Raw genomic sequence first — 25,984 nt, 5'->3', positions numbered from 1 at the left:
TTTAGAAGCCCGAACGTTTTAAAACAGATTCTTAATCCTAATCCAGCGTTCAAATTTTCTATCTATCGAAACCGCTTACACAAACGTTTCCGATATAAAAAGGTGCTTTATTCCCTAACGACAGGTTGGATCCTATAGACAAACGGAATAAATTTAAGTCGTTGATGTAGAAAGGTAATAGTTTCAAACGCTTTGGCAACAACGAACGAGGAAGTTCCTTTATCTATCCGGCAGACTTGACATATGCCTTAAAAACCAAAGCGAAACGTATCCTCAAGTAAGATATTAGACTGATATGAATAAACTAACTTTGTTTGGCTTCGTAGTTCTTTTATACTCCTGCAGCTCATCCCGGATGAATAACATCAATCAGATGCCTCAGTACAGCGGCATCTATCCTCACCTGGCTTACTATAATAATGAAGGAGAATGCGGAACGGGTGCGGTAGTTCCCTGGGCTGGAAGTTTGTGGGTAGTGTCGTATGCTCCTCACAGTTATTTGGGATCCTCGGATAAACTCTACCAGATAACGCCGGAGCTAAAGCAGATTACGCGTCGGGAAAGCATAGGAGGAACTCCTGCAAACAGGATGATCCATCCGGAAAGCGGACAGCTTTTCATCGGGCCTTATGCAATTAATAAAAAGGCGGAAATAAGATCGCTGTCCTATCGTTTGGCCCCGGGCCGTTATACTGGAATCACCAGACACCTGAGCGATCCTGCAGGTAAAGCGTACCTGGCTACCATGGAAGAGGGAATTTACGAGCTCGACGTAAAAACACTTGCTATAAAAACAATCTTTCCTGACGAAAACCCTTTCAGAGATGCCAAAAAAGCGTACGAAAGCATATTGCCAGGTACCCATGGAAAGGGTTTGTATTCTGGTCAGGGAGTTCTGATCTATTCAAATAATGGCGAATATGGAGAGGAGGCCCGGGAGAAATTCGATGTGCCCTCGGGTGTTCTTGCCGAATGGGATGGCCAGACCTGGAAGATTGTAAGACGAAACCAGTTTGCCGAAGTCACCGGTCCGGGCGGTATAGAAGGGAGCAAAAATCCGGCTACCGATCCTATCTGGGCAACCGGCTGGGATCATAAATCAGTTTTGCTTGGCCTGAGGGATAATGGTGGCTGGAGCTTTTTCCGGCTGCCAAAAGCAAGTCACAGTTACGACGGGGCCCATGGCTGGAATACGGAATGGCCACGGATCAGGAATGTGGGAACAGCAGGCAAAGCCGATTACCTGATGACCATGCACGGAATGTTCTGGCATTTTCCGGAAGGTTTTTCCTCACAGAGTACAGCAGGCATAAGGCCAGGATCAGCTTATCTGAAGGTGTTCGGCGACTTTGCCCGCTGGAACGACCGCCTGGTTTTTGGGGCAGATGATGCGGCAAAGAAAGAGTTTTTAAACAGCCGGAAGGCCAAAGGAGACATGGCTGGTCCGGGTCAGTCCCATTCAAATTTATGGTTCAGCAGCGCCCGGACTTTAGACGAATTAGGGCCAAATACTGCCAACGGAGCCGTTTGGTTGTCCGAGCAAGTAACGGCCGGTGAGGCCTCAGACCCCTTTTTGTTTGCTGGTTGGAAACAACGGACAGCCTGGTTATTAAACCAGGGCACTCAGACGGTGACTTTCCGCTTCCAGACAGATCGTACAGGAAGAGGCGACTGGCAGGAGCTTCAAAATGAACGGGTAGAACCTGGGAAGTCGCTCAACATTAGTTTCAATCCTTCGGAGAAAGGCGAATGGATCAGGGTGATTCCGGATGGATCAACAAAGGCAACGCTTCAATTCTCCTATACAGACGATAGCCGTGCTTACCAGGCAAGCAAATCTCTGTTTAAGGGATTGAGCCCGGTAGAGGAAGACCATTATAGGGGAGGTTTGTTATACTCTTTAGGAGATAACAGAAGAACCTTAGGAATACTTGCCGGCGATATAAGCGGCGGAAAGTTCAGCGAAAAGGGATACTATGAGCTTAATGCGGAGATGAAGCTGGAGAAGAAGGAAGATGCCCAAACCGCAGACTTTATTCGCGAACACCTTTCGCTGAAGCCAGCCTCAGGAATAAGCATTGAAGAATCATCGGTGCTGGTTATTGACGACAAGAGCAGAAGGTGGAGACTGCCCCTGGGAAGTGAAGACTTTGACGGACTGTATTCCCATGCCCTGGGAAGGGTTTGCAGGGAAGTGGTTACCGAGCGTGATCTGCTGAATGTTCACGGGACGTTTTATGAGTTGCCGGCGGAAAATGCTGATGGATATGCGAAGATAAGGCCTGTTGCTTCTCATACTTTCGGCATCCACGACTTTACTTCTTACCGGGGTTTACTGGTAATGAGCGGGATCCGGGGAAAAACTAAAAGCAACAAGCACATCGTGACCTCCTCTGATGGTAATGCCAAAGTATGGGCAGGCTCAATAGATGACTTGTGGAAAATGGGAAAGCCTGTTGGACGAGGAGGTCCCTGGAAGGATACGTCTGTAGAACAGAATATACCGTCGGATCCTTATCTCATTGGCTTTTACGACAAAAAGAAGCTTGAAATATCTCACGATGCAACAGTACCGGTTAATATCTCCATAGAGGTAGAACCGGTAGGACATGGCCCCTGGATGCTTTTCAAAAAAGTGGAAGTAAAACCCGGAGAAAAATACACCTATACGTTCCCGGCTTCTTTTCAGTCGAAATGGATCCGTTTCAGTTCAGACACTGGATGCAAAGCTACCACCTGGCTTACTTACCAGTAAAAAACTATGGTCAGGGGCTATGAAATGTTTTGAGCAGTATTCTGCTCATGTGGCTGGGTATTGGCCATGATACATGGCTTGTTGGAATTGCAATTACTAAAATTACTAATCAATAAACTATATGAATAAATTTAGAATCTGGGCTCCGGCCCTTGTATGCTTATGCTTATTAAGCTGCAAAGAAAAGGCGTTAGTAGACAAGCAGGATATTTTGTCTCCGGTGTCAAAAATCAATTCAACGGCAACCACTCTCGGTGCTAACGACTTTGCAATAGGGGTAGATCTTAGCTCTGTCCCTATCCATGTAGCCAGGGGAGCGGTTTATTATGATAGAAACGGAGTACCTACCGAGTGTCATAAGCTATTTAAAGACTTAGGAGCCAATGCGCTCCGGATCAGGGTATGGGTGAATAATCCCCAGGGGCAGTCCGGCAAAGACAGCGTAATTGCTCAGGCGATCAGGGCACATAATTTAGGCTACAGACTGATGATCGATTTCCATTACAGTGATACCTGGGCTGATCCAACGCACCAGACAAAACCTGCAGCATGGTCTGGTTTTACTACTTTAGCTCAGTTCGAACAGGCTGTTTATAACCATACCTACGATGTAATGGACTCCCTGAAAGATAACGGAATATATCCGGAGTGGGTTCAGGTCGGAAACGAAACCAATGACGGCATGCTGTGGAATACAGGAAAAGCCTCATTGAGTATGTCGAATTATGCTGCACTGACAAACAAAGGCTACGAGGCTGTGAAAGCAGTTAGTCCAGGTAGTAAGGTTATTGTGCATGTTGCAGGCGGCGACATTTCCGGGCCACTTCAATTTATTTATGGAGGCTTAAATAGCCGGGGCGGAAAATATGACATCATCGGCGTCTCGCTCTATCCATCATCTACAGGTAACGATTGGCAAGCGGTAAATAATAAGTGTTTTGCGAATTTAAAGACGCTTGCAAGCCAATACAACAAGGAAGTTATGGTAACCGAAATTGGGATGACGTGGCGTGATTCGGTTAAATGCCGGGCCTTTGTAGCTGATATTATTAATAAAATAAGGCATATCCCAAATGGAAAAGGCCTCGGTGTTTTCTATTGGGCTCCTGAATCTTATGCTGCCAACACCACCTATGCAAAGGGAATGATGGATAGTTTTGGCCGTCCTACTATTGCAACAGAAGCTTTGAGAGACTCGGTAAATATGAACTATATGCTAAATCCTGATTTTGACGAAAATGTCAGCACTAATAATCCGGCCTTCTGGCCTTGTTCAAACGGGGTTTCAAGTACAAGCGGCTCTTACACCGAGTCTGGGGGATATAACGGTGGCTACAAGCTGACTCATTATAGGAATGTTAGTTATTCTGTTAAGACATACCAGATAGCAAGCAATATTCCCAACGGAAATTATACGCTTAAAGCGCGGGTTAAAAGTAGTGGGGGACAAACTATTTGCCAGATGATTGCCAAAGAATATGGTGCACTGGGAGTTGAAAAGGTTTTTAATATTGGAGCTACATCAACCTGGAAACTAATTCAGATACCTAATATTTTGGTGGTGAATAACAAATGTAAAGTGGTTTTTTATAGCGAAGCCGGCGCCGCCAAATGGTGCAATGTTGATAATGTTCAATTACTGAAACAATAGGAATGTAACGAATGGTGAAACCGCTTTCCCCAGGGTCCCGGTTTCACCATTTTCTATTGAGGGCACCCTAAGTAGACTCCCGAATCACGATCTCTCCATCTACTACCAGCGTTTCTTTTTGGTAATAATCCTCAGAAAGTACCTGGTTTAGAAATAAATGCATAGCCCTCTCTCCAATAGTTGCCGTCTTAACATCGTACGTTGTTAATGAAGGCTCCACCATATCCCCCATCAGATCATTGCCGAATCCGGCTACCCTAACCTGCCCCGGAACCTGGATTCCTTTATTTTTTAAATATTTCAAAGCTATAATAGCAGACCGGTCGGATATACTGAAAACACCGTCCGGCTTATTATCAAGACTGAAAAAATTGTCCATGGCTTCCAATATCGACTTGTGTTTAAAATCAGTATAGGCTATAAGGCTTGGATCCACACTTATTTTGTGCTTTTTTAGTGCCTTTTGATAGCCCTTCAACCGCTCCTTTGTTATCAGCAAGTTAGAAGGGCCTGCAATAATTGCAATCCTTCGGCAGCCCCGGTTAATAAGATGTTGTGTTATTATTTCGGCACCCTCTTCATTTTTTGCAACAACTTTTGAAGTATCCGTATCCATCATCACGCGGTAGAAGTGGATTATTGGGATTCCTTTTTTTAAGTGGATTTTTAGATGGTCAACAACTTCGCTCTCAATTGAATGACAAATAAACAAGCCTTCAACTCTGTTGTCAATCAATAGCTGAATATTCTCCATTTCTATCTTCTGATTTTCATCAGACTGGCATATAATCACCTTATACCCCGCCAGAGCTGCGGCCTTTTGAATTCCTCCAAGCATGGAAGAGAAGAAGTTTGTTTCTAAGTTTGGGATAATAACACCAACCGTCTGCGTATGATTGCTGGCGAAGCTCCGGGCCAGGAGATTAGGATGGTAATCCATTTCTTCTGCTACGGCTTTCACTGCTTCTTTCGTGCTCATACTGATGTCCGGGTAATCTCTCAAAGCCCTGCTTACAGTTGTAGCAGAAATACCCATAGCTTTTGCTATGTCCAGTATCGTCGTCTGATAACCCTGTTTAGATCGGTTCTTAGCTTTTCTGTTCTCATGATTAAGAGTGAAATTATAATTGCATTCCTTGCAGTAGAAACGTTGCTTCTTACGAATAAATCCGGATCGTAAAATAGTTTCCACCTTATTACATTTCGGGCATTTAACTCTTGGCATAATTGGAGAATTGAAAATGTAAAGTTAAAGTATTTCTATCTACCGAAAACGATTACACAAACGATTTCGATAGAAAAAAGCATTTTACCTTCCCCGAAAAAGTTGGATTAAGTAGCTAATTAAGATACTTTTAGACCATAAATCATGACATGACGGTAAACATGCTAGATACTTTATCTATACATGTTATGATTTTCAAAACCCAATTATAGATTTAAATTAACGAATAATTATGAGCAAGATAATACCTAAGATTCGTTTCCTGGTCTTTTTTATCGCTACTGTACTTTCATCGAACGCGGTGGCGCAGACAACGGTTAAAGGAATTGTAAGAGAGGAAACCGGAGCAATCATTCCCGGAGCCACAATACGTATTAAAGGAACAGCTACTAGCTCAGTATCAGACGCAGCGGGAAGATTTTCCATCGCAGCAAAAGCCGGGGACCTGCTGCTTATTTCCGGCATTGGATATGAGTCGACTGAAGTAGCTGCCGAAAATAAGGATCTTTTAGTTGTTTTAAAAAGCTCTGTAAGGGAGTTATCACAAGTAGTGGTAGTTGGCTATGGTACGCAGAAGAAAAAGGACCTGACCGGGGCAGTTTCAACTATAAGCTCTAAAGATGTAGGTGGCAGGCAGACTGTACAGGTTTCAGAAGCGCTCCAGGGAGCAGTTTCCGGTGTTTCAGTTACTCGGTCCAATGGTAAGCCGGGCGAAGGTGCTTCGATTCTTATCAGAGGGATTTCAACTATTGGTGAAAATAGTCCGCTGATTATTGTAGACGGAGTTCAGACCAGCACTATTGATAATGTTAATCCTAACGACGTTGAAAATGTTACCGTTTTAAAGGATGCAGCCTCTGCTTCTATTTACGGTTCGAGGGCTGCCGCCGGCGTTATCCTGATCACTACAAAGCGTGGAAAGAGCGGGCAAAAGAGCTTTGAGTATAATTACGAATATGGTCTTCAAAAGCCAACAGCATTGCCAGAATACGTAGGCAGTGCAGACTACATGAGGTATTTTAATGAACAAGCTACAAATGACGGGGCCGCTGCCGGACCTTACGCGCAGGACTTTATCGATAATTTCGAAAAACACAGGAACGAAACGCCCGATCTTTTCCCCTTTGGTAATACCGACTGGCAGGAAATATTGTTGAACGATCTGGCTCCGCGGCAGCGCCACGATATGGTATTCACACTGGGAACAGATAAAGTGAAAACAAAAGCATCCCTGGGCTATTCAGATATCGACGCATTACATGACAATAGTAGCTATAAACGCTTTCTATTTAGAATAAATAATGACCTTGAGTTAAGTAAAAAAATGTCGGTCAGCCTTGACCTTGGGTTCAAGAGAACTGGGACTGTTTCCCCACAGTGGAATGTATTTTACGAATCCCGGCTAATGCCACCTGTATATAATGCTCTATATCAGAATGGAAATTACGCGCTGGCTAAAGAAGGGCGAAATCCTTTTGCCCAACTAAAAGAAGGGGGAACAGTTAATGGTAAATACAATCAGCTTACGGGTCGTATGGCATTTAAACTAACACCAGTTACCGGCTTACAGCTGACTGCATTATTATCTCCGACGCTGTCTTTTGATCAGAGTAAAAGCTTTTCCAAACGGATCCGCTTCACCAATCCCGATGGAACAGAGACCAACCTGAGTAATCAGATAAGAACAAGCTTGTTGGAAGACAGGACAGAATCGAGCTTCATTACAGGACAACTTTTAGCCGATTATACCAAGACAATTGGCGCCGTACATCAGGTTGGCTTGCTTGGAGGATATGAAGAGATATATAACAGAGGCGAAAACATGGGCGCCTCCCGTAGTGGTTTTGCTCTGAATGATTTTCCATATTTAAATGCAGGTTCACAGGAGCTAAGAGACAATTATGGTTCTGCTTCAGAGTCTGCTCTAAGGTCGGTGTTTGGTCGGGTGATGTATAACTATAAAAGCAAGTACTATTTCCAGGGGAACTTGAGGTACGATGAGTCATCAAGATTTTCCAAAGAAAACCGCGGAGCCTTCTTCCCTTCGCTTTCTTTGGGCTGGTCAATCTCCGAAGAGGTATTTATGAGAAGTATAGAGTGGCTTTCCTTCCTGAAGATCAGAGGCTCCTATGGCTCTGTAGGAAATGAACGGATCGGTGATTATCCTTACCAGGCAACTATTAGTTTTTCTAATCCTTTATTCTATCTTAATGGTGTAGTGGTGCCTCAAACCGGAGGAGCCCAAACGGAGTATGCGGTAGAAGATATTTCCTGGGAAACAACCCGTACGGTAGATGCCGGCCTGGACGTTGCTTTTTTTAAAAATCGCTTAAACTTTACGGCCGATTATTATCATAAAAAAACCTCAGATATTCTGCTAAGACTCGACATTCCAATGTACCTTGGCTATGATAAACCCAATCAAAATGCCGGGGTCCTTGAGGTAAAAGGATGGGAAACGGAATTTAGCTGGAAAGACAGGCTGGGCAAGTTGACTTATTCGGCTGCAGTCAATTTGTCTGATGCAAAATCCAGTATAACTGATCTGAGAGCTACCGTGCTAAATCCCGGAGGTCCTCAATCCAGTTTTAAAGGCTCAGAGTATAATGAATGGTTCGGTTACAGGTCTAACGGCCTGTTTCAATCAGCTGAGGAAGCGAAAAGTTCTCCCAGATTAAATGAGAACGTTACTGCAGGAGATATCCGGTATGAAGATATGAACGGTGATGGTAAAATAACACCTGACGACAAGGTATTACTGGGAGGTTCTTTGCCCAGGTACCTGTACGGAGGCAACCTGAGGCTCGAGTACAAAGGAGTGGATTTTGGCGTCGTCGTTCAGGGTGTTGGCAAGAGCAAAAGTCGCTTGAGTTCAGATATAATAAGACCTTTTCAGGAAGGATTCGGCAATGTGCCTGAAGAAATGGTGGGCAAGTTTTGGAGCAAGGGCAATACGCCCGATCAGAATCTGCAGGCAACTTATCCCCGTCTTTCTACCAGATCAGCATCCAGTAACTACGAATTATCAGATTTCTGGTTGATTAATGGTGCCTATTTCCGGGTAAAAAACCTTACCCTGGGATATACACTGTCAAATACTGTGGTTAAAAAGGTTGGATTGCAATCTATGAGGCTCTATGTGTCAGCAAACGATGTCTTTGCAGCCCATAATTTTCCGAAGTACTGGGATCCTGAGCTAAGTTCTTCTTCGTATCCGATGGCAACTACTTTAATGGCCGGCGCCAGTGTAAGGTTTTAAAAACTTAACTGAATTATCATTACAAGATTCATAATTATGAAAAGAATATTTTGTATCCTGCTCGCAGCCTTTATTATTTCAAGCTGTGCCGACCTGGATCTGACTCCCCCTTCGGAAGCTTCTACCGGAAGCTTCTATTCCAACCAGACAGAATTAGAGATTGCCGTAAATGATCTCTACAGGCTCGACTTCTGGGGGAACGATAATGAACAATATACCGATAACTATTGGCACCGCGGTTCACTCGGCAACGCTGTAACCTTTGGAACAATGAATTCAGAGGATGTAACAGTTCGCGATTACTGGCTCAATTGTTATAAAGTAATTGCCCGGGCAAATTCATTTTTAGCTAACATGCAGAAGGCTGCAGCTAATACTCCTGCTAATACGCTTTCCAGGCTTGAAGCGGAAATGCGGTTGATCAGAGCCTACCAGTATTCCAGGCTTATTACGCACTTCGGCGATGTACCATTGGTAACTTCACCAATGAAGTTAGGAGAGGCATATAGCATAGTCAGGACGAACAAGGAAGAAATACTTAAATTTATCTTTACGGAGCTGGATTTTGCAGCCCAGAATCTCCCGCAAACCTATGGTTCTGGTCTTAAGCGACTCACAAAGGGAGCCGCTCTGGGAATTAAAGCCCGCACCGCTTTGTACATGAATAAATGGACAGAAGCCCGTGATGCTTCTCTGGCGGTGATGAACCTTACGGGCGCGGGCTCATACAGCTTGCACAGTAACTTTTCTCAGTTGTTTCTTAAGGCAGGCGAAAGCAGCAGTGAAATCATTATCAGTATCCCGAGGGACGAGGCTCAGAAAGTAGCAGCGTCGGGAACAAATGTCCAGGATCAGTTGCCCCGGAATGCTGGCGGATTCGGAGCGCAGATCCCCACACGGGAAATGATGGACGCTTTCGAATGTATAGACGGCAAGCCAATCGATGAATCACCTTTATATAGCCCTACAGATCCTTTTAAAAACAGAGACCCCAGGCTTACAGCTACCATCGTCGAGTTTAATACCCAATGGTTGGGCTATAATTATCAGCCACACCCGGATGCCCTTACGGTGTTCAGTTCAAAAGAGAACAGGAATGTAAGTAACCGGGATAGCAGAAGTGTAGCGGCTTTTGCAAGTTTTACCGGCTTGCTGTGGAAAAAAGGTATAGAGCAAAGCTGGGCTGACAAGTTTGTAGATGATAGCGATGTTATAATCCTCCGGTTTGCTGAAATGCTGTTAACCTATGCAGAAGCAAGTGTTGAATTGGGAGAAATTGACGCCAGCGTTCTTGAAGCTATCAATAAAGTTCGGGCAAGAGCTTACGGGGTTGCGGTCACACAACCTGCAATGTATCCGGCCGTGACGACTATAGATCCTGCGGAGTTGAGAAAAATAGTAAGAAGAGAGCGCCGTGTTGAATTTGCGAAAGAAGGACTTCGTTATATGGATTTGATCCGCTGGAGACTTGCGGAAAAAGCGCTCACCAGGCCAGTTATCGGTCTTCCTGACCCCTCCAAACAGGACCGGACTAAATGGCCTTTTCCGGGAGTCACTCCCCTGGATGATGACGGAATAGCTGATTATGAAGTTTTTGGAGATGATGTGAAAATTGTGGCGGAAAGAAACTTTGACAAGACCAGGCAATACCTTTGGCCCATTCCCGCCCAGGAAATCAGGGTAAATCCGCTGTTGACCCCTAATCCTAATTATTAATATTTAGTCTGGACCGTCTGACTGCTACGGCGACAGAAAAATCTGAAATCAAAATACTAAAAATGCAACCTATTGACTATTTCGTTTTACTTGTTTACGGCGCGGGAATATTGCTGGTTGGAAGTATGCTTTCCAAAAAGAATAAAACAACGGAAGACATGTTCGCTGTTAAAAAGCAATCACCATGGTGGCTTTCAGGTCTTTCCTCTTTCATGAGTGCGTTTTCTGCCGGAACCTTTGTCGTTTGGGGAGGCATTGCCTATAAATCAGGTTTGGTTGCCGTCAGCATTCTGATGTGTTCAGGAATCAGTTCTTTTATCGTAGGCCGCTTTATAGCAACGAAGTGGGCGTCTTTAGGTATTGTAACTGTGGGCGAATATCTGCTTATAAGGTTCGGAAGGGGATCAGTTCAATTTTATACCTGGATCGGTATGCTTTTCAAAATTATCGCCATGGGGGTAGCGCTTTATTCCTTTGCCGTTCTGGTTTCGTCTCTGATACACCTCTCCCCCGGCCACTGGTTAGCAGATCCAGCAACCGGGAATCTGTCAATCCCTACTGCAGTTGTAATTTCCGGGGCCTTAATGCTGGTTTATGCAGTAAGTGGCGGCTTATGGGCTGTGCTTATCATCGATGCCATTCAGTTTGTGGTATTAACGGCTACCGTAATGTTTGTAGTTCCCTTATGTCTGTCGAAGGTCGGAGGCATTTCAGGATTCCTGGCTCATGCTCCGGAAGGATTTTTAGCACCAACCGGGGGAGCATTTACGTGGTTGTTCCTACTCGGCTGGGTCATTGTTCATACCTTTAAATTGGGTGGGGAATGGGTTTTTATCCAGCGTTTTCTGGCTGTCAGCAGTCCTGCAAACGCCCGGAAGGCTTCTTATCTTTTTGGAACGCTATACCTTATTAGTCCAATAATCTGGATGCTGCCTCCTATGCTTTACAGGCTTATTGACCCTGCTGCCTTACCCGAGAAAGCTTATATCCTGGCATGTGCCTCTGTTTTGCCGGCAGGAATGATCGGTCTCCTGCTGGCGGCGATGTTTTCATCAGCAGCAAGTTATATAGACGGAGAAGTGAATGTGTATGCAGGCGCAATCACCAATGATGTATATAAAAGTTTCATAAATCCCCAGGCTTCTGAAAAAAAGCTTGTGATGATTGGTAGGGTCTCTTCTTTTCTGATCGGAGGTCTTATCATCTCTATTGCGCTGATGGTTCCGTACTTTGGAGGTGCTGAGCAGGTGATCCTGACTATTACAGGCTTGCTGGTAGTAGCTATGGTATTACCTGTATTGTGGGGTCTATATTTTGGAAAGATCCGGCAGAATGCAGTTTGGATTTCTACGGGAGCCAGTATGATTGCTGCTATCTTTTGTAAATATTTCATCCCTAAGACCTCAGCCAGCCCTGCAGTTATTTATTATAATCAGCACCGCCAGGAGATGGAAGTAATGATCGGTCTGATGGTACCGGTAGTTTGTTTGTTGATCCTGGAGCTTTCTTCCCGTACTATTTCAAAGGGCTTCTTACAGGTTAAAAGCGAAACTCTGCTAAATGCCAAACGTGAAAGTGCCAAGTCTGATGCAACAATAGCGTATTTTCCAGCCAGACTACTCGGCTTTAGTATCGGAGCTCTCTCTTTATTAATGTTCGGCATACTTATATTTTCAGATTCATCGGTAAGGGGACTAATAGCTCTTTTTGCCGGCTCCCTGCTCACTATCAGCCTGATAATAATCAGGACAGTCAAAAAGCCGGTTCAAATACCAGAAAAGCATCTAACACTTAAGAACGCATAAACACACATATATAATGCAAAAGAAGATAGAAACATTTGACGTGCTCGTAATCGGTGGCGGCCTGGCAGGTTTTTGCGCTGCCGTTGCAGCTGCACGTTTGGGTAGCAAGACTTGTATCGTACAAAACAGACCTGTTTTTGGCGGTAACAGTTCATCAGAAATAAGAGTAACACCTCATGGAGCATGTGCCTTCCATGCTTATGCCAGGGAAACTGGTATCATCTCCGAACTTCTTATAGAAGAGAGGGCACAGAACCATGAAGCAATTTTTGAAAATGGGTGGACAAACAGCGTCTGGGATCTTACCTTATATAATCTCGCACAAAGTACCCCCAACCTTTTTATCCATGTAAATACAGAAGCTTATGATGTATTGATGAATAGTGACCAGGAGATCAAGGGTGTTCTTGCCCGGCAACAGAATGCTGAGCTTGAATTGATTTTGGAAGCAAAAATATTCATTGATGCTTCAGGAGACGGGATAGTAGCAGAGCGCGCCGGTTGCGAATATCGCCTGGGAAGTGAAGGTAAAGACGAATTTAACGAACCTCATGCACCTGAAGTGGCAAGCAAAGATGTGATGGGTAATTCCATTCATTTTAAAACGAAAGATGTCGGAAAGCCTGTTCCCTTTACTGCGCCCGACTGGGCAATCGAATATGATGACGCATCCTTCTTTTATAAACAAGGACGATTACCAAAAGAAGAAAGAGGTGGTTACTGGTGGTTGGAAATCGGAGTTCCTTACAATACAATCACCGACAATGAAACAATCAGGCACGAACTTACCCGGCACGCGCTAGGGGTTTGGGATTGGATGAAGAACAAAGATCCGAAAATGATGGAGAGGACCAGAAATTATGCACTTGACTGGATTGGACAGGTGCCCGGCAAAAGAGAAAGCCGGAGAATTATGGGGCTATACCTGATGACGGAACACGACCCCCAGAACTGTACCGTGTTTGATGACGAGATCGCCTTTGGTGGTTGGTTTATAGATCTTCACACACCCGGAGGCTTACTGGCCGAACATAGCGAACCGGCAAGCAATGAGAATTACTCCACGTTCTCTGAGTATGCCGTAAAGAGCTATGCTGGTCCCTACGGCATACCCTTGAGAAGTTTAATTTCAAAGAACGTTGGAAACCTGATGATGGCAGGGAGAAACGTAAGTGTTACACATGCAGCTTTAGGCACTGTACGTGTGATGAATACAACAGCGTTGATGGGACAAGCTGCAGGCACAGCAGCAGCTCTGGCTATTCAAAATAAAATTCCGGTTTCGGAAGCGCCGTCGAAACTGATTAACCGGATCCAGCAGCAACTATTACGTGATGGCTGTTTTCTTCCGAACTATAAAAATACCGACTCCGACGACCTTGCTTTGTCAGCTTCAGTAAGTGCGAGTAGTGAGGCTTTTCTTTTGGGTGCGGGCCCGGAAAGCAGAGGCTGCCACGAGGGATTGAAAATCTGGAGGGATCAACCCCAGTATGTGCTTGAAAGACTTGAAAACAGAAAGGGGCAGCTCATAGCTACAGGTTCTTCAAGAATTGAGAAGATTTCGGTTTTTCTGAACAACACATTGGGTAGAGATGAAATGGTGGCTTATGAAGTAAAGCTGGTAGATAATATCTGGGACTACCGTGTAACCGGCATACCCTTACTGGCCAAAGGTGAAGCTGTTGTTCCTCCGGGAAAAAGCTGGGTAGAGTTAAACGTCGACATAGAGTCACTTCCTGATAACCGCTATATCCGACTTGACCTGTTGCCTAATCCTGAAGTTGAATGGCTGATCGCCGGGCGGATAGAATCTGCCCACGTGGCAATGTATCAGATCAGTGAAAATAAAATGAGACGGTTTGGAAATGGGGAAACACTCAGCTTCAAAGTGGAACCTCCTCAGGCTTGCTTTAAAGCGCAGAATGTAATAAGTGGAGTAAGCCGCCCACATCGTTCTGCAAACTTATGGAAATCTGACCCGAACCTCCCCTTGCCCCAATCGATAGAGTTGACCTGGGCAGAATTGAAATCCCTGAGTGAGATTCAACTTACTTTTCCGGGTCACTTACTTCGTGAATATCATGCATATGAACCCTTCTATCGTGATCCCCAATGTCCGAAAGATTATTCTGTCGAGGCATTTTTAGAGGGCAATTGGGAAACTGTTATCGAGGTGAAGAATAATTATCAGCGTCAGAATAAACACCGGCTTTTACATGCAATTGATACAGATAGAATAAGAATAAGTGTCAATGCAACCAACGGAGATCCTTCTGCGCAGATTTATGAAATCAGGTGCTACTAAGTGCTGCACTTTAAACTAAAAGTAAATGGAAAAAGTTAAGATCCTCTTATTTTCAGCTGCTCTCCAGCTGGCTGCATCGTTTTCCCTGCAAGCTCAGAAAACAGGAAGTTATATAGTGAGGCATGATAAGCCGCAACAAATTATCTGGGGGCTGGGTGTCGAAATACAGAACGACGCGATAGGTTCAGGAAACAGAGGTTTGCCCGATGTAGAAGTGGCTGTGCCCAATAATCTTGTACATTCGGAACGCAAACGCTTCTATAAGGATCTCATGAAAGGATTCAGATATTGCAGACTCGCTATGGGATTGTATTTCAGGGGCTTGGACTCTACCCGGTCGAGGATCGTTGAACGCTACCCCAACCAGTTGAAGGACCTGAAAGAAATGATGGATGAATCGGGCATGGAAGGAATATCGATGGAATATTGGTCACCTGCACCCTTCTGGAAGTCAACAAACAGTTATCTCGGCGGCACGCTTAAGCAAAGTGACGAGGCCTTCTTAAATGCATTTGGAGATGCCCTTTGTGATGACATCCGGTACCTGCAGAAAAACGGAATACATGTTTCCATGTGGGGCCTTCAGAACGAACCGACATTGGGATCGGTAGGAGGTTTGGCTTTGGGACCTAAAAGCCAGTCGTACTCACACTGCACCTATTCACCAGACTTGTATTACAAGGCATTTAAATTAATTGCCCCTAAAATAAGAAGTACGATTCCAAAGGCACTTATTATGGTAGATTCATGGGAGGGAAATGCGGGAGAAAACGCAGCCATAATCAGAAAAGATTCTGCTTTGCTTAACTATGTAGATTCGTGGGTGTATCATAGAATCGGTTCAAACTCGACAGACATAAGAAAAGAGAGTCCCAAGTATAACATGAATACCTTCAACAAACCCGTATTTCAAAATGAGTTCGAATACCAGCATCCCAGCAGCGAGCGACTTTGTATTAACACTGCTCAAAATGTGATGAACTGGATGACTTTCGCTAACTCACCTACCTGGTTTTGGCTGCATGCTCTTAAGCCGACCTACAATGTGGAAGCTTCAGGTTATTCGCTGGGTTTCTGGAGGCCGCAGGATGATAACGACTTTAGTCATAGTCCTCAGATAAAAAAAGGGCATTGGGATTACAATCAAAATAACTTTAATGCCCTTGCAGGCTTTCTGAAATACATGCCCTGGAACTCTCAGCGCTTTAGCGTAGATGAACAGAAGATTTTGGATGATAACCGGATCATGGCCTTTAAAACACCAAAAGGTAAATTGGTTTTGGTGTTAACAAACCGCTCGGGAGCTCCTTTTACTTTCAACATCAATACAGGTATTAAAAGGAGTTTTACCGGATATCGCTATACTCCTGCAACTCGCAATCTGAAACTAGAGAAAATTAAGGGGGCTGTCATTACACCTACCGTTCCTGACTTGTCAATCGAGTTTTGGGTGGAGAACTAGGGCCAGGGAAGCGTAGTGTTAAGCTATACTTTCTCTGGGAAAATGTTGTGACCGGATATAGTTCATGCACTCATCTGTTCAATCTGAGAAAGGATCCTGCAGAACGCAACAACCTTCCGGAAAAGATTCCTAAGACTCCTAAGAAGCTACGGGAGCTTGAGGCGCTCCTACATTCTGTTGTTAAAAAGAAGATAAAAATGATTTCAAGTAAAATAATACGGCAGATTCTGCCAGCAATGTTTCTTTCTCTCTATTTCGTAGCTGCAGCTCAGCGGAATGTAATGGTGCTCGATAAAAACTGGAAATTTAATAAAGGGGACGATGTGATTTTTTCGGACATCGGTTTCAATGATCAGGGATGGAGTATAGTCAGCGTCCCCCACGACTGGGCAATTACAGGTCCTTTTGACAGGGATAACGACATTCAACTTGCCCAGGTGGTTCAGGATGGAGAAAAAAAGCCTGGTGTTAAAACAGGCCGTTCAGGAGGTTTACCCTGGATGGGAACGGCCTGGTATCGTCAAAACTTCAATCCAACGCATTTTATGCCTGGTAAAAAGGCAATATTATTGTTCGACGGTGCCATGAGTAACGCTACAGTGTTTATTAACGGCCAGAAAGTGGGAAACTGGCCCTACGGATATAGCTCTTTTTGGTTTGACGTGACCTCGTTTTTGAAGCCGGGAAGCACCAACGTACTGGCTGTACGGTTAGAAAATAAGCCCGAGTCTTCGCGCTGGTATCCGGGCGCTGGTTTGTTCAGAAATGTGCATCTTATTATTAAAAACTCAAAGAGCATTAAAACCTGGGGAAGCTTTATAACGACTCCCGAAGTTTCAGAAAACAGTGCAACCGTTAAAATCAAAACTGAGCTGGAAAATGGTGCCGGAAAAGGACTACGCCTTGAAACTACCTTTGTTTCGCCAGAGGGGAAAGTTGTGGCAGATGTTTCTGCTCCCGCTACCGAAGGAGAGTCAACTGTTCAAACTGTAAAAGTTACTACTCCAAAGCTTTGGTCAGTTGAGAGCCCTTTCTTATACACAGCCATAACCAAAGTTTTCGCAGGCAAGTTTTTGGTGGATGAGAGCAGGACCCGTTTTGGCATCCGAACTATAAAAGTTGAACCGTTAAAGGGATTCTTACTAAATGGTAAAGTAACCAGGTTTAAAGGAGTTTGCAACCATCATGACCTTGGTCCGCTTGGAGCAGCGGTAAACACGGCAGCGTTGAAAAGGCAATTAGTTATTCTGAAGGATATGGGATGTAATGCCATCCGAACTTCTCATAATCCTCCCGCTCCCGAATTGCTTGATTTGTGTGATGAGATGGGATTTATGGTAATTGACGAAAGTTTTGATGAATGGAAGATTCCGAAAATGCCTAACGGCTACAGCCAGAACTTTGATCAGTGGGCAGAGAAAGATATGGTAAACATGCTCCATCGCGACCGGAATCATCCTTCGATAGTAATGTGGAGCATAGGAAACGAAATTAATGAACAAAGTTCAAAGGATGGAGGGAAGGTTGCCAAGTTCCTGCAGGATATCTGTCATCGGGAAGATCCGACCCGTCCTGTGACTGCGGGAATGGATCGTTTTGATGCTGCTGTTAATAACGGCTTTGCCGCAATTCTTGATGTTCCCGGATTCAATTACAAGCCATCAAGGTATCAGGAGGCTATGAAGAAACTACCGCAGGGCTTTGTCCTTGGGTCAGAAACTGCGTCAACAGTAAGTTCCCGCGGTATTTATAAATTTCCTGTTCAGGAAGCTAAGCAAAAGAAGTACGCGGATAGCCACTCTTCATCTTATGATGTTGAAGCCTGCAGTTGGTCGCAAACTCCCGATGAAGAATTTATGATGCAGGACAGTCTACCCTATATGATGGGGGAATTTGTTTGGACCGGCTTCGACTATCTTGGCGAGCCGACACCTTACAACGAACAATGGCCGTCAAGGAGTTCTTACTTTGGTATCATTGATCTGGCCGGTATCCCTAAAGACCGGTACTATTTATACAGGAGCAGATGGAATTCCCTGCAGGAAACCTTACACATGGTGCCGCATTGGACATGGCCGGGCCGGGAGGGATTGGTGACACCAGTATTTGTTTATACAAATTATCCTGCAGCTGAACTCTTCATCAATGGAAAAAGCCAGGGAATCCGGAGAAAAAATAATTCAGACAAGTTTTCCCGCTATCGGCTGATGTGGAACGATGCGATTTATGAGCCAGGAGAACTTAAAATAGTTGCTTATGATGAACAGGGAAGACGGGTAGCACAAAGAGCGGTGAAAACATCTGGTAAGCCTCACCATCTGGAGCTTGTTGCAGACCGTACCGTATTAGAGTCTGATGGAAAGGATCTTGCTTATGTAACCGTTAAAATCGTAGATGCTGAGGGGAATTTATGCCCCACGGCTGATAACTCTATTTTTTTTGAAGTGACAGGTCAGGGACAGTTCAGGGCAGTATGTAATGGAGACCCAACCTCGCTTGAAATGTTTCACCTACCTCAAATGAAGGCGTTTAACGGTATGCTGGTAGGAACGATACAATCCTCAGAAAGGGCAGGTGAAATTCAGGTTCACGTTCAGGGAGAAGGATTACAGAAGGGAGTGTTAAGACTAAAAATAAAATAGGCAGAGCTCAATGGTGATAAAATTGAGGAAATTAATCGTATTTTGATCAGAAGATCTAGCAAATAACGGGATTAAACAGGCCTTTAAGAACCAACCAAATTTTTGTTTAACTTAGCTACGCGTATACCCTTAAAAGTCAATGGGAAAAAGATTTTTTGCGTCTAAAGTTTTTACCGGGGATGCTGTCCTGGGGAATCAAGTAATAACATCTGAGGCTGGAAGGATAACAAAAATCGAACCGGGATCTCCTTCTGAAGGACACCCGACAGTTAATTGTATTTCTGCTGGTTTTATAGATGTGCATGTTAACGGCGGCGAACGGTTCCATTTTACAGACAAAGCCGATCAGGAAGCTTTAGCAGACATAGAACAGGCATTTGAAAAGGTGGGAACGGCTTACACCTTACCAACACTTATTACCTCTCCGCATGAAACTATTTTCAAAAGTCTGGATGCCGTAAAAGCATATAAAGATAAAAATCCGGGTTCGGGGATATTAGGACTACACCTGGAAGGCCCCTTTATTAACGAAGCCAAAAGAGGCGCGCATCTCAGGGAATATATCACAAGCCCATCCGACGAAATGATCGACAGGATCATTAGTTATGGAAAGGACGTGATCAGCATGATCACCATTGCACCTGAGGTTTTCGGCACCCGGCAGATGGAGCGCCTGCTTGAATCGGGCATTACTATTTCCGCCGGCCACTCCAATGCCAGCTATGAACAAGCCTGTCGTGCTTTTGACCTGGGAATAAATCTCGTAACCCATCTGTATAATGCAATGTCTCCGCTTCTGCATCGAAACCCGGGACTGGTGGGCGCTTGTTTTGACAGGTCTTCTGTGTATGCACCTATCATTCTCGATGGCGCTCACTGCGATTTCCCGGCAGCACGCATTGCTTATAAAATTAAGGGCGACAAATTGTTCCTGATCTCAGATGCGCTTTTTATAGGCGGAAAGGTTACTGAATTCAGCTGGAAGGGATTTAACGCCTTTCTGCAAAACGGCCAGTACATAAACTCTGAAGGGAATTTAGCCGGAGCGGCCATAAACTTGGCAGATGCGCTGAGAAATGCCGTTAGAGAAGTAGGTATTCCATTGAATGAAGCAATAGCCATGGTAACCAGCCGGCCCGCAGCAGTATTAGGAATGGAAAAACATATTGGACAAATAGCTGCAGGCTTTCCGGCAGTGTTTACCGTGTTTGATGAGGATCTGAAAAAGTTTGAGGTGGTCAGAGGTTAGGTACATGAACTGAAGCCGCATTTTATTTAATGTTTGATAATTTATATCCTCTTGCATTATTGCTATTGTCCAAAGGTGTATAGGAGTTGTAGCAACCTCAAATATTTTTTTCGGCGGCTGTTTCCATTATGAATTAGACATGAGAACAGTCGAGCCCCTTACGACCCGCTCTTCGTATGATATGGGGATTTATGATAGTAGTTTTCATTGCTTACAGATTCTTACGGCATGCATCTTCTGATCGTAAACGTTTATGTTCTCACACTGTACTTTTGCCCCTCTTTGTTCACAAGGTCCTTGAATACCGAGCGGCCTTTTAACGCCTCAGCTACCTTTTTGTCCGTTTCCCCCTTGCTACAAAACATATTCTGGCAGGATACAACTAACTTTGCATATGAATATTCCAAAAAGGAACTTAATTCGCCTAAACTGGTTGGCTGGTATCGTTGGTGCCATGTATGCTTTGTTTTTCTCAATTCCTGAAAAGAGCCTATGGCCAATAAGTATAGTTTTTACAATCCTCGCCGGAATTGGACTGCTCGGCACAGGATATATCAATATGTATCTAGCTATATACTTTCGTAAGAAGTTTTCGATGAGGTCTGATTACCTGAATGTTGGTCGCTATTTCCTGTCTTTTTTGTTCAGTATATTATTTTACGTTGTGGTGATGCCTTTTTTTTTCTGGCTAGCTGCCGTTAAATTGGAGAATCTTGAGGGGGAGGTGATATCCGGGATAATAGCACACATTGCAATTTCTAATCTATTAATTTTTATTATTCAAAATATTATAATTCTTCAACAAGATAAGGGGATTGCAGAACTCGAACTTTCCAGGCTTCAAGCTTCACATGCGGAGGCATCCAATCTGTTATTGCGTCAACAGATTCACCCTCACTTTTTGTTCAACGCACTAAGCACCTTAAAAGCTCTCTATAAGATAGAGAAGGATACTGGCGAAAAATACCTTGTCCTATTATCGAAGTTTCTACGGGCCACTCTATCCAATAACAACAGTGGTACAGCTACCCTTGATGAAGAACTTGAACTGTATAATAATTATCTTGACATGCAGAAAATCCGCTTTGGCACTGCTTTAGTATGTAGCACGGCTATACCAGAGGATATAAAGGCGGGGTATCTATTGCCGTCGTTTTCTTTGCAGCCATTACTGGAGAACGCAATTAAGCATAATGAAGCGACGGAGGACAGCCCCCTGCATGTCACTTTGAAGAAAGAAGGAGAATTCATTGTTGTTAGTAACAATATTCGGCCTAAGCTGAATAAGGAATTTTCGGGCGGTTTAGGTCTTGCAAATCTTTCGGAGCGCTATCGTTTATGGTGTGGGGAAGACATCGATATCCTTGACGATGGTAGCAGATTTACAGTAAAACTAAAATTAATGCCGAATGAATATAGTGATTATAGAAGATGAACGACTAGTTGCGACGGAGTTGGCTGAATCCCTTTGTGAACTCGAAACTTCAATAAAAATAGTTGCTCAGCTTCATTCCGTCAGAGAAGCGGTCAGCTACTTTAAATGCAAACCTGCGCCTGATTTGATTTTCAGTGACGTTCAGCTTGGTGACGGGCTAAGTTTTGATATATTCCTTTCAGTATCTGTCTCTGCTCCGATTATTTTCTGTACAGCCTACGATAATTACGCATTGGAGGCATTTAGAGTAAACGGCATCGACTATATTTTGAAGCCCTTCGACAAGGAAATGCTTGCTTCTGCTATTGAGAAATTTAAAAACTTCCGCCGAACTTTTGCAGGTGATTTAAGCACCCAGTATAAAAGCCTTTTGCAGCATCTTACTACCAGTAAAACACAGACAGCCTCCTCCATACTTGTACATTTTCAAGACAAGATTATCCCTCTTAAATTAGAAGATATTGCACTGTTTTACCTCAGGTATGAAGAAACACATCTGCAAACCTTCGATGGCAAAACCTATCACCCTAATAAGAATCTGGAAGAGCTTGAAAAGGTAACGGGTGAATTGTTTTTCCGGGCAAACCGGCAATACCTGGTAAACCGAAAAGCAATCAATGACGTATCTAATTTCTTTTCCAGAAAGCTCGCGCTGAATTTGAACATCCCGTTTCCTGACAGAGTTACGGTTAGCAAAGAAAAAGCACCTGTGTTCCTGGACTGGCTATCGAGGGTAAACTAATTGCTTCAAACCTAAATTTGTCCGTTTCACTTATCTTTTACTTCCTAATCCTGCAACTCCAGGTCATATTTGCAATGTTTGTTGGGTAGTGCTATTATCCAAAAGGGAATAATACCGGCCAAGCAAGGCTGTTATTTCTGACAATCAGTGGTAGAAATCAGACTGAGGCTAAATATAAAATGATAATACTTATTGGTAGTAAAATATTTTAATCCTATAATTTTTCAACAAATGAAGCAACACAAAATGAGTAGCAAAATTACTCTGCTGGCCTTCGCCGGTTACACACTTTTCTCAACATCCTGCAGTACGATTAAGTCGATGTCCAATACGACCAAAGGTTCCGTTATTGGGGCTGCAGGAGGAGGAACCCTTGGTGCTATTATTGGTAAAAAAGCGGGCAATACGGCTGTGGGAGCGATTATTGGAGGTGCGATCGGGGGCACAGCAGGGGCTTTCATAGGTCGCAACATGGATCGTCAGGCTGAGGAGCTAAAAAAAAACTTGCCAGACGCTGAAGTTATTCGCGAGGGTGAAGGAATCATTGTCAAATTTGATTCTGGTATTTTATTCGACTTTAATAGCGCAACGTTAAAAGCAAAGGCAAAGGAAAACGTTCAAAAACTAGTAAGCTCCTTAAATAGCAACCCACAAACTAACGTCTTAATTGTCGGGCATACTGATAATTTAGGCTCTGACGCGTATAATCTTTCACTTTCTGAAAAACGCGCATCTTCTGTACGTGATTACGCGACCAGTTTAGGAATCTCAACATCCCGTTTAAAAGTTTCAGGAAAAGGAGAGACTGAACCGATTGCAGATAACGCCATTGAGTCCGGCCGCGCATCTAATCGCCGGGTTGAAGTTGTAATTCTTGCAAATGATGCAATGAAAGCTGATGCTAAGACAAAATAAGTTATACAAATAACGATTTCGCCTTGGAAAATGGCGGTTAACCGGAGACAGCCTCCATTCCGGAGCGTTGTCTCTTTTTGTTCAGCCGCAATTTAAGGCAGGAATGTTCTTATTTTGCTTTCCCACCCGCGATTAAGCATTTAAACAAGCGAAATATTGTCAAAGTATTACAGGATGCTCGCGACTCAGATATTACCTTACTATCCTCCATTATTCAAATCGGTATCAATTCTGGCGACTTCACGCTTGTCATTATTATTTAATTTGTATTTCTTTCTCTATTCTGCTTCGAAGGGTTAAATTCCTGTCGCCTCGACCTTTGATTTGTCCGTTTCAACCTGATTTCATTTCTGTAGCTTCCTCACAGTAGCAATTTTTGCGCTGTTGTTAGTGAACCGGATACTCCGGATAATCCAAAACATAACAGGAATGAACAGAAGACCCTTTTTATTTTTTATCTTTCTTCTACCCTTCAGCCTATCGGCGCAAGAGGGCTGGAATTTGCAGCAGTGCATTGAATATGGTTTGCAGAACAATAGAAATACAACCATATACCTGAACGAAAAGAAAGCAGCAGATGCAAGAGCTCGTGAGGCCCTTGCGGCTTACCTGCCCTCGATTAGTGTAAATGGCACAGTTGATAACAACCTGAAAGTACAGGAGACGGTAATACCTGCCGGTGTTTTCGGTCCCGAAGATACACGGGTAGCTTTTGCCAAAAAATATAACACGAACGGAACTGCGCAACTTGATCAGGTGATATTTGATCAATCGTTAATCACCGGACTGAAAGCTAATAAGTATAATACACAGCAGGCTGAGTTAAACCAAAAGTTGAATAACGAGCAGATCATCTACAATGTAAGCACTGCCTATTACCAGGTGTTTGTATACAGGGAGCAGTTGGACTTCCTGAGGGCCACAATTGAAACATACTCCCGGCAAATTGAGATCAACACTCTTAAATTTAATAAGGGAATTATCCTTCAAAAGGAACTCGATAAGATTAAAGTTGATCACAATAATGCAGTTTCACAGCTACGAGTTGCCGAAAGCAACCTGGTGTTGTCGGAGAATCAGCTTAAGTTTGAGATGGGATATCCGCTTTCAAATGCGCTTCCTCTTGATAGCATCGATGCCAGCAGGGTGAAAACTGAATCCTCCTATCAAACTCCTTTCGACCCCTCCAACCGACTTGAGTATCGGCTATCAGAAGTTAATGTTAAACTCTTGGAAATCGAGGAAAGCAGGATTAGAGCCGGGGCTCTTCCAAAGCTCAGCGGCTATTTCAGATATGGAGCTAACGGTTTTGGTGATCAACTCGGTCCCGCTTTTGAAGGCATGAACACATTTTCAGCAACAGGATTAAAGCTTAGTATTCCAGTTTTTGATTTTTTTAAAAGAAATGCTCAGGCATCTCAAGCCAAGTATAACCGGTTGAACGCACAGGAGACACTCGAACTCGATAAAGGAAGGTATCAGTTGGAATTTCAAAATGCAGCCACCAAGCTCAAAGAAGCTGAAACAAATGTTGAAAACGACCGAAGGAATATTGAACTAGCAGAATCAGTCTTTTCAACGACAGATCTGCAGTACCAAAAGGGAGTTACCGACCTTACCGATTGGCTTAATGCACAGAATTCTCTTAAGGAGGCGCAGAACAACTACCTAAACTCACTTTATAAGCTGTTTGTGACAAGAGTAGATTTTGATAAAGCTTCCGGAACTTTAAAACCCTAATACACTTCTTTATCCCCTTTTAAATGAAAACGAAATACACTATAGGCATCGTTAGCGCCCTAATTGTTGGGCTGATTACTTTCAAACTCTCCGCTAATAAGAAAGAGTTGAATGAGAAAAAACAGGACACCAAAACAACTGCTGTCAGGATTCCTGTACGTATCGATTCAGCGGAAATGCAGACACTGGAAGTCAATATTCTAAAGACAGGAAATATAACCCCCTTCAAAGAGGCTAAAGTGTTTTCTGTAACGAGCGGAATTATTGAACGTCTTAACATTAACCTTGGTGATCGGGTAAAGCAGGGACAAGTGGTTGCCAAAATCGACACTCGTACCCAACAGTTGGATTTACAGCGCTCTGAAAGCAATGTAGCGAAACTAAAAAATGATCTCCAGACCTACACGGAACTGCTGGCCGGCAAAGCCGCAACTCAGGAGCAGGTGAACAGCATTCGTCAGGATTACCTGAATGCGGTAAATGAATCCAGACAGATCAGGAAACAGATAGCAGATGCATCAATTAAGGCTCCCACTGGTGGCGTAATTTCATCTAAAGTAGTAGAACAGGGAATATTTGTAAACGGAGGAGCTGAGATTGCAACAATTATTAATCTGTCTCAGGCCAAGGTAGAAGTTAACCTGACTGAAGCCGAGGTTTATCAGGTAAAGGTTGGGCAGCAGGTGAAAATAACTGCCGATGTATATCCTGGAAAAGTATTCAGTGGAACCGTTCGTTTTATTAGTCCACAGGCCGACCAAACGCGTAATTACAGAGTTGAAATTCAAGTTCTTAACGGAGATTCCTCTCCTCTAAAATCGGGTACTTTCGTTTATGCAGATTTTTCAAAAAGGACTCAACAGCAACGTCTTGTTATTCCGCGCGAGGCCTTGACAGGTAGCCTGCAGGATGCATTTGTATTCCTGGTGGAAAACGGAGCTGCACGTCAGAAACAAATTCAGGTGAGCGGCGAATCAGGATCAATGGTTCAGGTGATAAGCGGTCTGAAAGCGGGTGATATTGTAGTAACCTCAGGACAAATTAATTTAAAAGAAGGAACACCGGTAAGTATCACAAAATAAA

At 43.9% G+C, this 25,984-nt stretch carries 15 protein-coding genes; 14 read left to right on the top strand and 1 reads right to left on the bottom strand.

The features are described from left to right. The first annotated feature begins 295 nt into the window (after positions 1-295). The gene (locus J3P37_RS13110; protein ID WP_256011694.1) at positions 296-2,755 is read left to right on the top strand and encodes a hypothetical protein; all 2,460 of its coding nucleotides are present in this window, start codon (positions 296-298) and stop codon (positions 2,753-2,755) included. Positions 2,756-2,876: 121 nt separating this feature from the next. Continuing rightward, a complete protein-coding gene (locus J3P37_RS13105; protein WP_256011692.1) occupies positions 2,877-4,406 on the top strand; it encodes a glycoside hydrolase family 53 protein in 1,530 nt (509 codons plus the stop codon). Between the two features lie 67 nt (positions 4,407-4,473). On the opposite strand, the gene J3P37_RS13100 is transcribed toward J3P37_RS13105, so the two are convergent. After that, the gene (locus J3P37_RS13100) at positions 4,474-5,631 is read right to left on the bottom strand and encodes a LacI family DNA-binding transcriptional regulator (RefSeq protein WP_256011691.1); all 1,158 of its coding nucleotides are present in this window, start codon (positions 5,629-5,631) and stop codon (positions 4,474-4,476) included. Positions 5,632-5,863: 232 nt separating this feature from the next. Here J3P37_RS13100 and J3P37_RS13095 point away from each other — a divergent pair, with 232 nt between their 5' ends. The 12 genes from J3P37_RS13095 to J3P37_RS13040 all read left to right on the top strand — a co-directional run bounded on the left by J3P37_RS13095 (position 5,864) and on the right by J3P37_RS13040 (position 25,983). Next, on the top strand, positions 5,864-8,890 hold the full coding sequence (locus J3P37_RS13095) for a SusC/RagA family TonB-linked outer membrane protein (protein WP_256011689.1): 3,027 nt from the start codon (positions 5,864-5,866) through the stop codon (positions 8,888-8,890). A 36-nt stretch (positions 8,891-8,926) separates the two neighbouring features. Then, positions 8,927-10,606, top strand: coding sequence for a RagB/SusD family nutrient uptake outer membrane protein (locus J3P37_RS13090; RefSeq protein WP_256011688.1), 1,680 nt, complete (start codon positions 8,927-8,929; stop codon positions 10,604-10,606). A 62-nt stretch (positions 10,607-10,668) separates the two neighbouring features. Next, positions 10,669-12,411 (top strand): sodium:solute symporter family transporter, encoded by a 1,743-nt coding sequence (locus tag J3P37_RS13085; RefSeq protein WP_256011687.1) that lies wholly within the window; start codon positions 10,669-10,671, stop codon positions 12,409-12,411. 13 nt (positions 12,412-12,424) lie between these two features. After that, the gene (locus tag J3P37_RS13080; protein WP_256011685.1) at positions 12,425-14,716 is read left to right on the top strand and encodes an FAD-dependent oxidoreductase; all 2,292 of its coding nucleotides are present in this window, start codon (positions 12,425-12,427) and stop codon (positions 14,714-14,716) included. Positions 14,717-14,741: 25 nt separating this feature from the next. Next, positions 14,742-16,178 (top strand): glycoside hydrolase family 30 beta sandwich domain-containing protein, encoded by a 1,437-nt coding sequence (locus tag J3P37_RS13075; RefSeq protein WP_256011684.1) that lies wholly within the window; start codon positions 14,742-14,744, stop codon positions 16,176-16,178. Positions 16,179-16,375: 197 nt separating this feature from the next. Then, positions 16,376-18,820 (top strand): beta-galactosidase GalB, encoded by a 2,445-nt coding sequence (gene galB, locus J3P37_RS13070; protein ID WP_256011683.1) that lies wholly within the window; start codon positions 16,376-16,378, stop codon positions 18,818-18,820. Between the two features lie 139 nt (positions 18,821-18,959). Continuing rightward, positions 18,960-20,069 (top strand): N-acetylglucosamine-6-phosphate deacetylase, encoded by a 1,110-nt coding sequence (gene nagA / locus J3P37_RS13065; protein ID WP_256011682.1) that lies wholly within the window; start codon positions 18,960-18,962, stop codon positions 20,067-20,069. Positions 20,070-20,463: 394 nt separating this feature from the next. Beyond that, positions 20,464-21,504, top strand: a complete 1,041-nt coding sequence (locus J3P37_RS13060) for a sensor histidine kinase (RefSeq protein WP_256011681.1) — start codon at positions 20,464-20,466, stop codon at positions 21,502-21,504. Next, on the top strand, positions 21,479-22,246 hold the full coding sequence (locus J3P37_RS13055) for a LytR/AlgR family response regulator transcription factor (protein WP_256011680.1): 768 nt from the start codon (positions 21,479-21,481) through the stop codon (positions 22,244-22,246). The genes J3P37_RS13060 and J3P37_RS13055 overlap by 26 nt, the downstream gene beginning before the upstream one ends. 231 nt (positions 22,247-22,477) lie before the next feature. Continuing rightward, positions 22,478-23,161: a YiaD family glycine zipper/OmpA-like lipoprotein gene (locus J3P37_RS13050; RefSeq protein ID WP_256011679.1), complete on the top strand. Its 684-nt coding sequence runs from the start codon at positions 22,478-22,480 to the stop codon at positions 23,159-23,161. Between the two features lie 429 nt (positions 23,162-23,590). Further along, positions 23,591-24,901 carry a TolC family protein gene (locus J3P37_RS13045; protein WP_256011678.1) on the top strand — a complete coding sequence of 437 codons (1,311 nt, stop codon included), beginning with the start codon at positions 23,591-23,593 and terminating at the stop codon, positions 24,899-24,901. Positions 24,902-24,924: 23 nt separating this feature from the next. Then, on the top strand, positions 24,925-25,983 hold the full coding sequence (locus J3P37_RS13040) for an efflux RND transporter periplasmic adaptor subunit (RefSeq protein WP_256011676.1): 1,059 nt from the start codon (positions 24,925-24,927) through the stop codon (positions 25,981-25,983). Position 25,984: the final 1 nt, after the last annotated feature.

It is taken from the genome of Desertivirga xinjiangensis, assembly GCF_024436435.1.
In the GTDB taxonomy this organism is placed as follows: Bacteria; Bacteroidota; Bacteroidia; order Sphingobacteriales; family Sphingobacteriaceae; genus Desertivirga; species Desertivirga xinjiangensis.
Note: the sequence above shows the minus strand (reverse complement) of the source record. Positions and strands in the feature narration are given on the sequence as shown.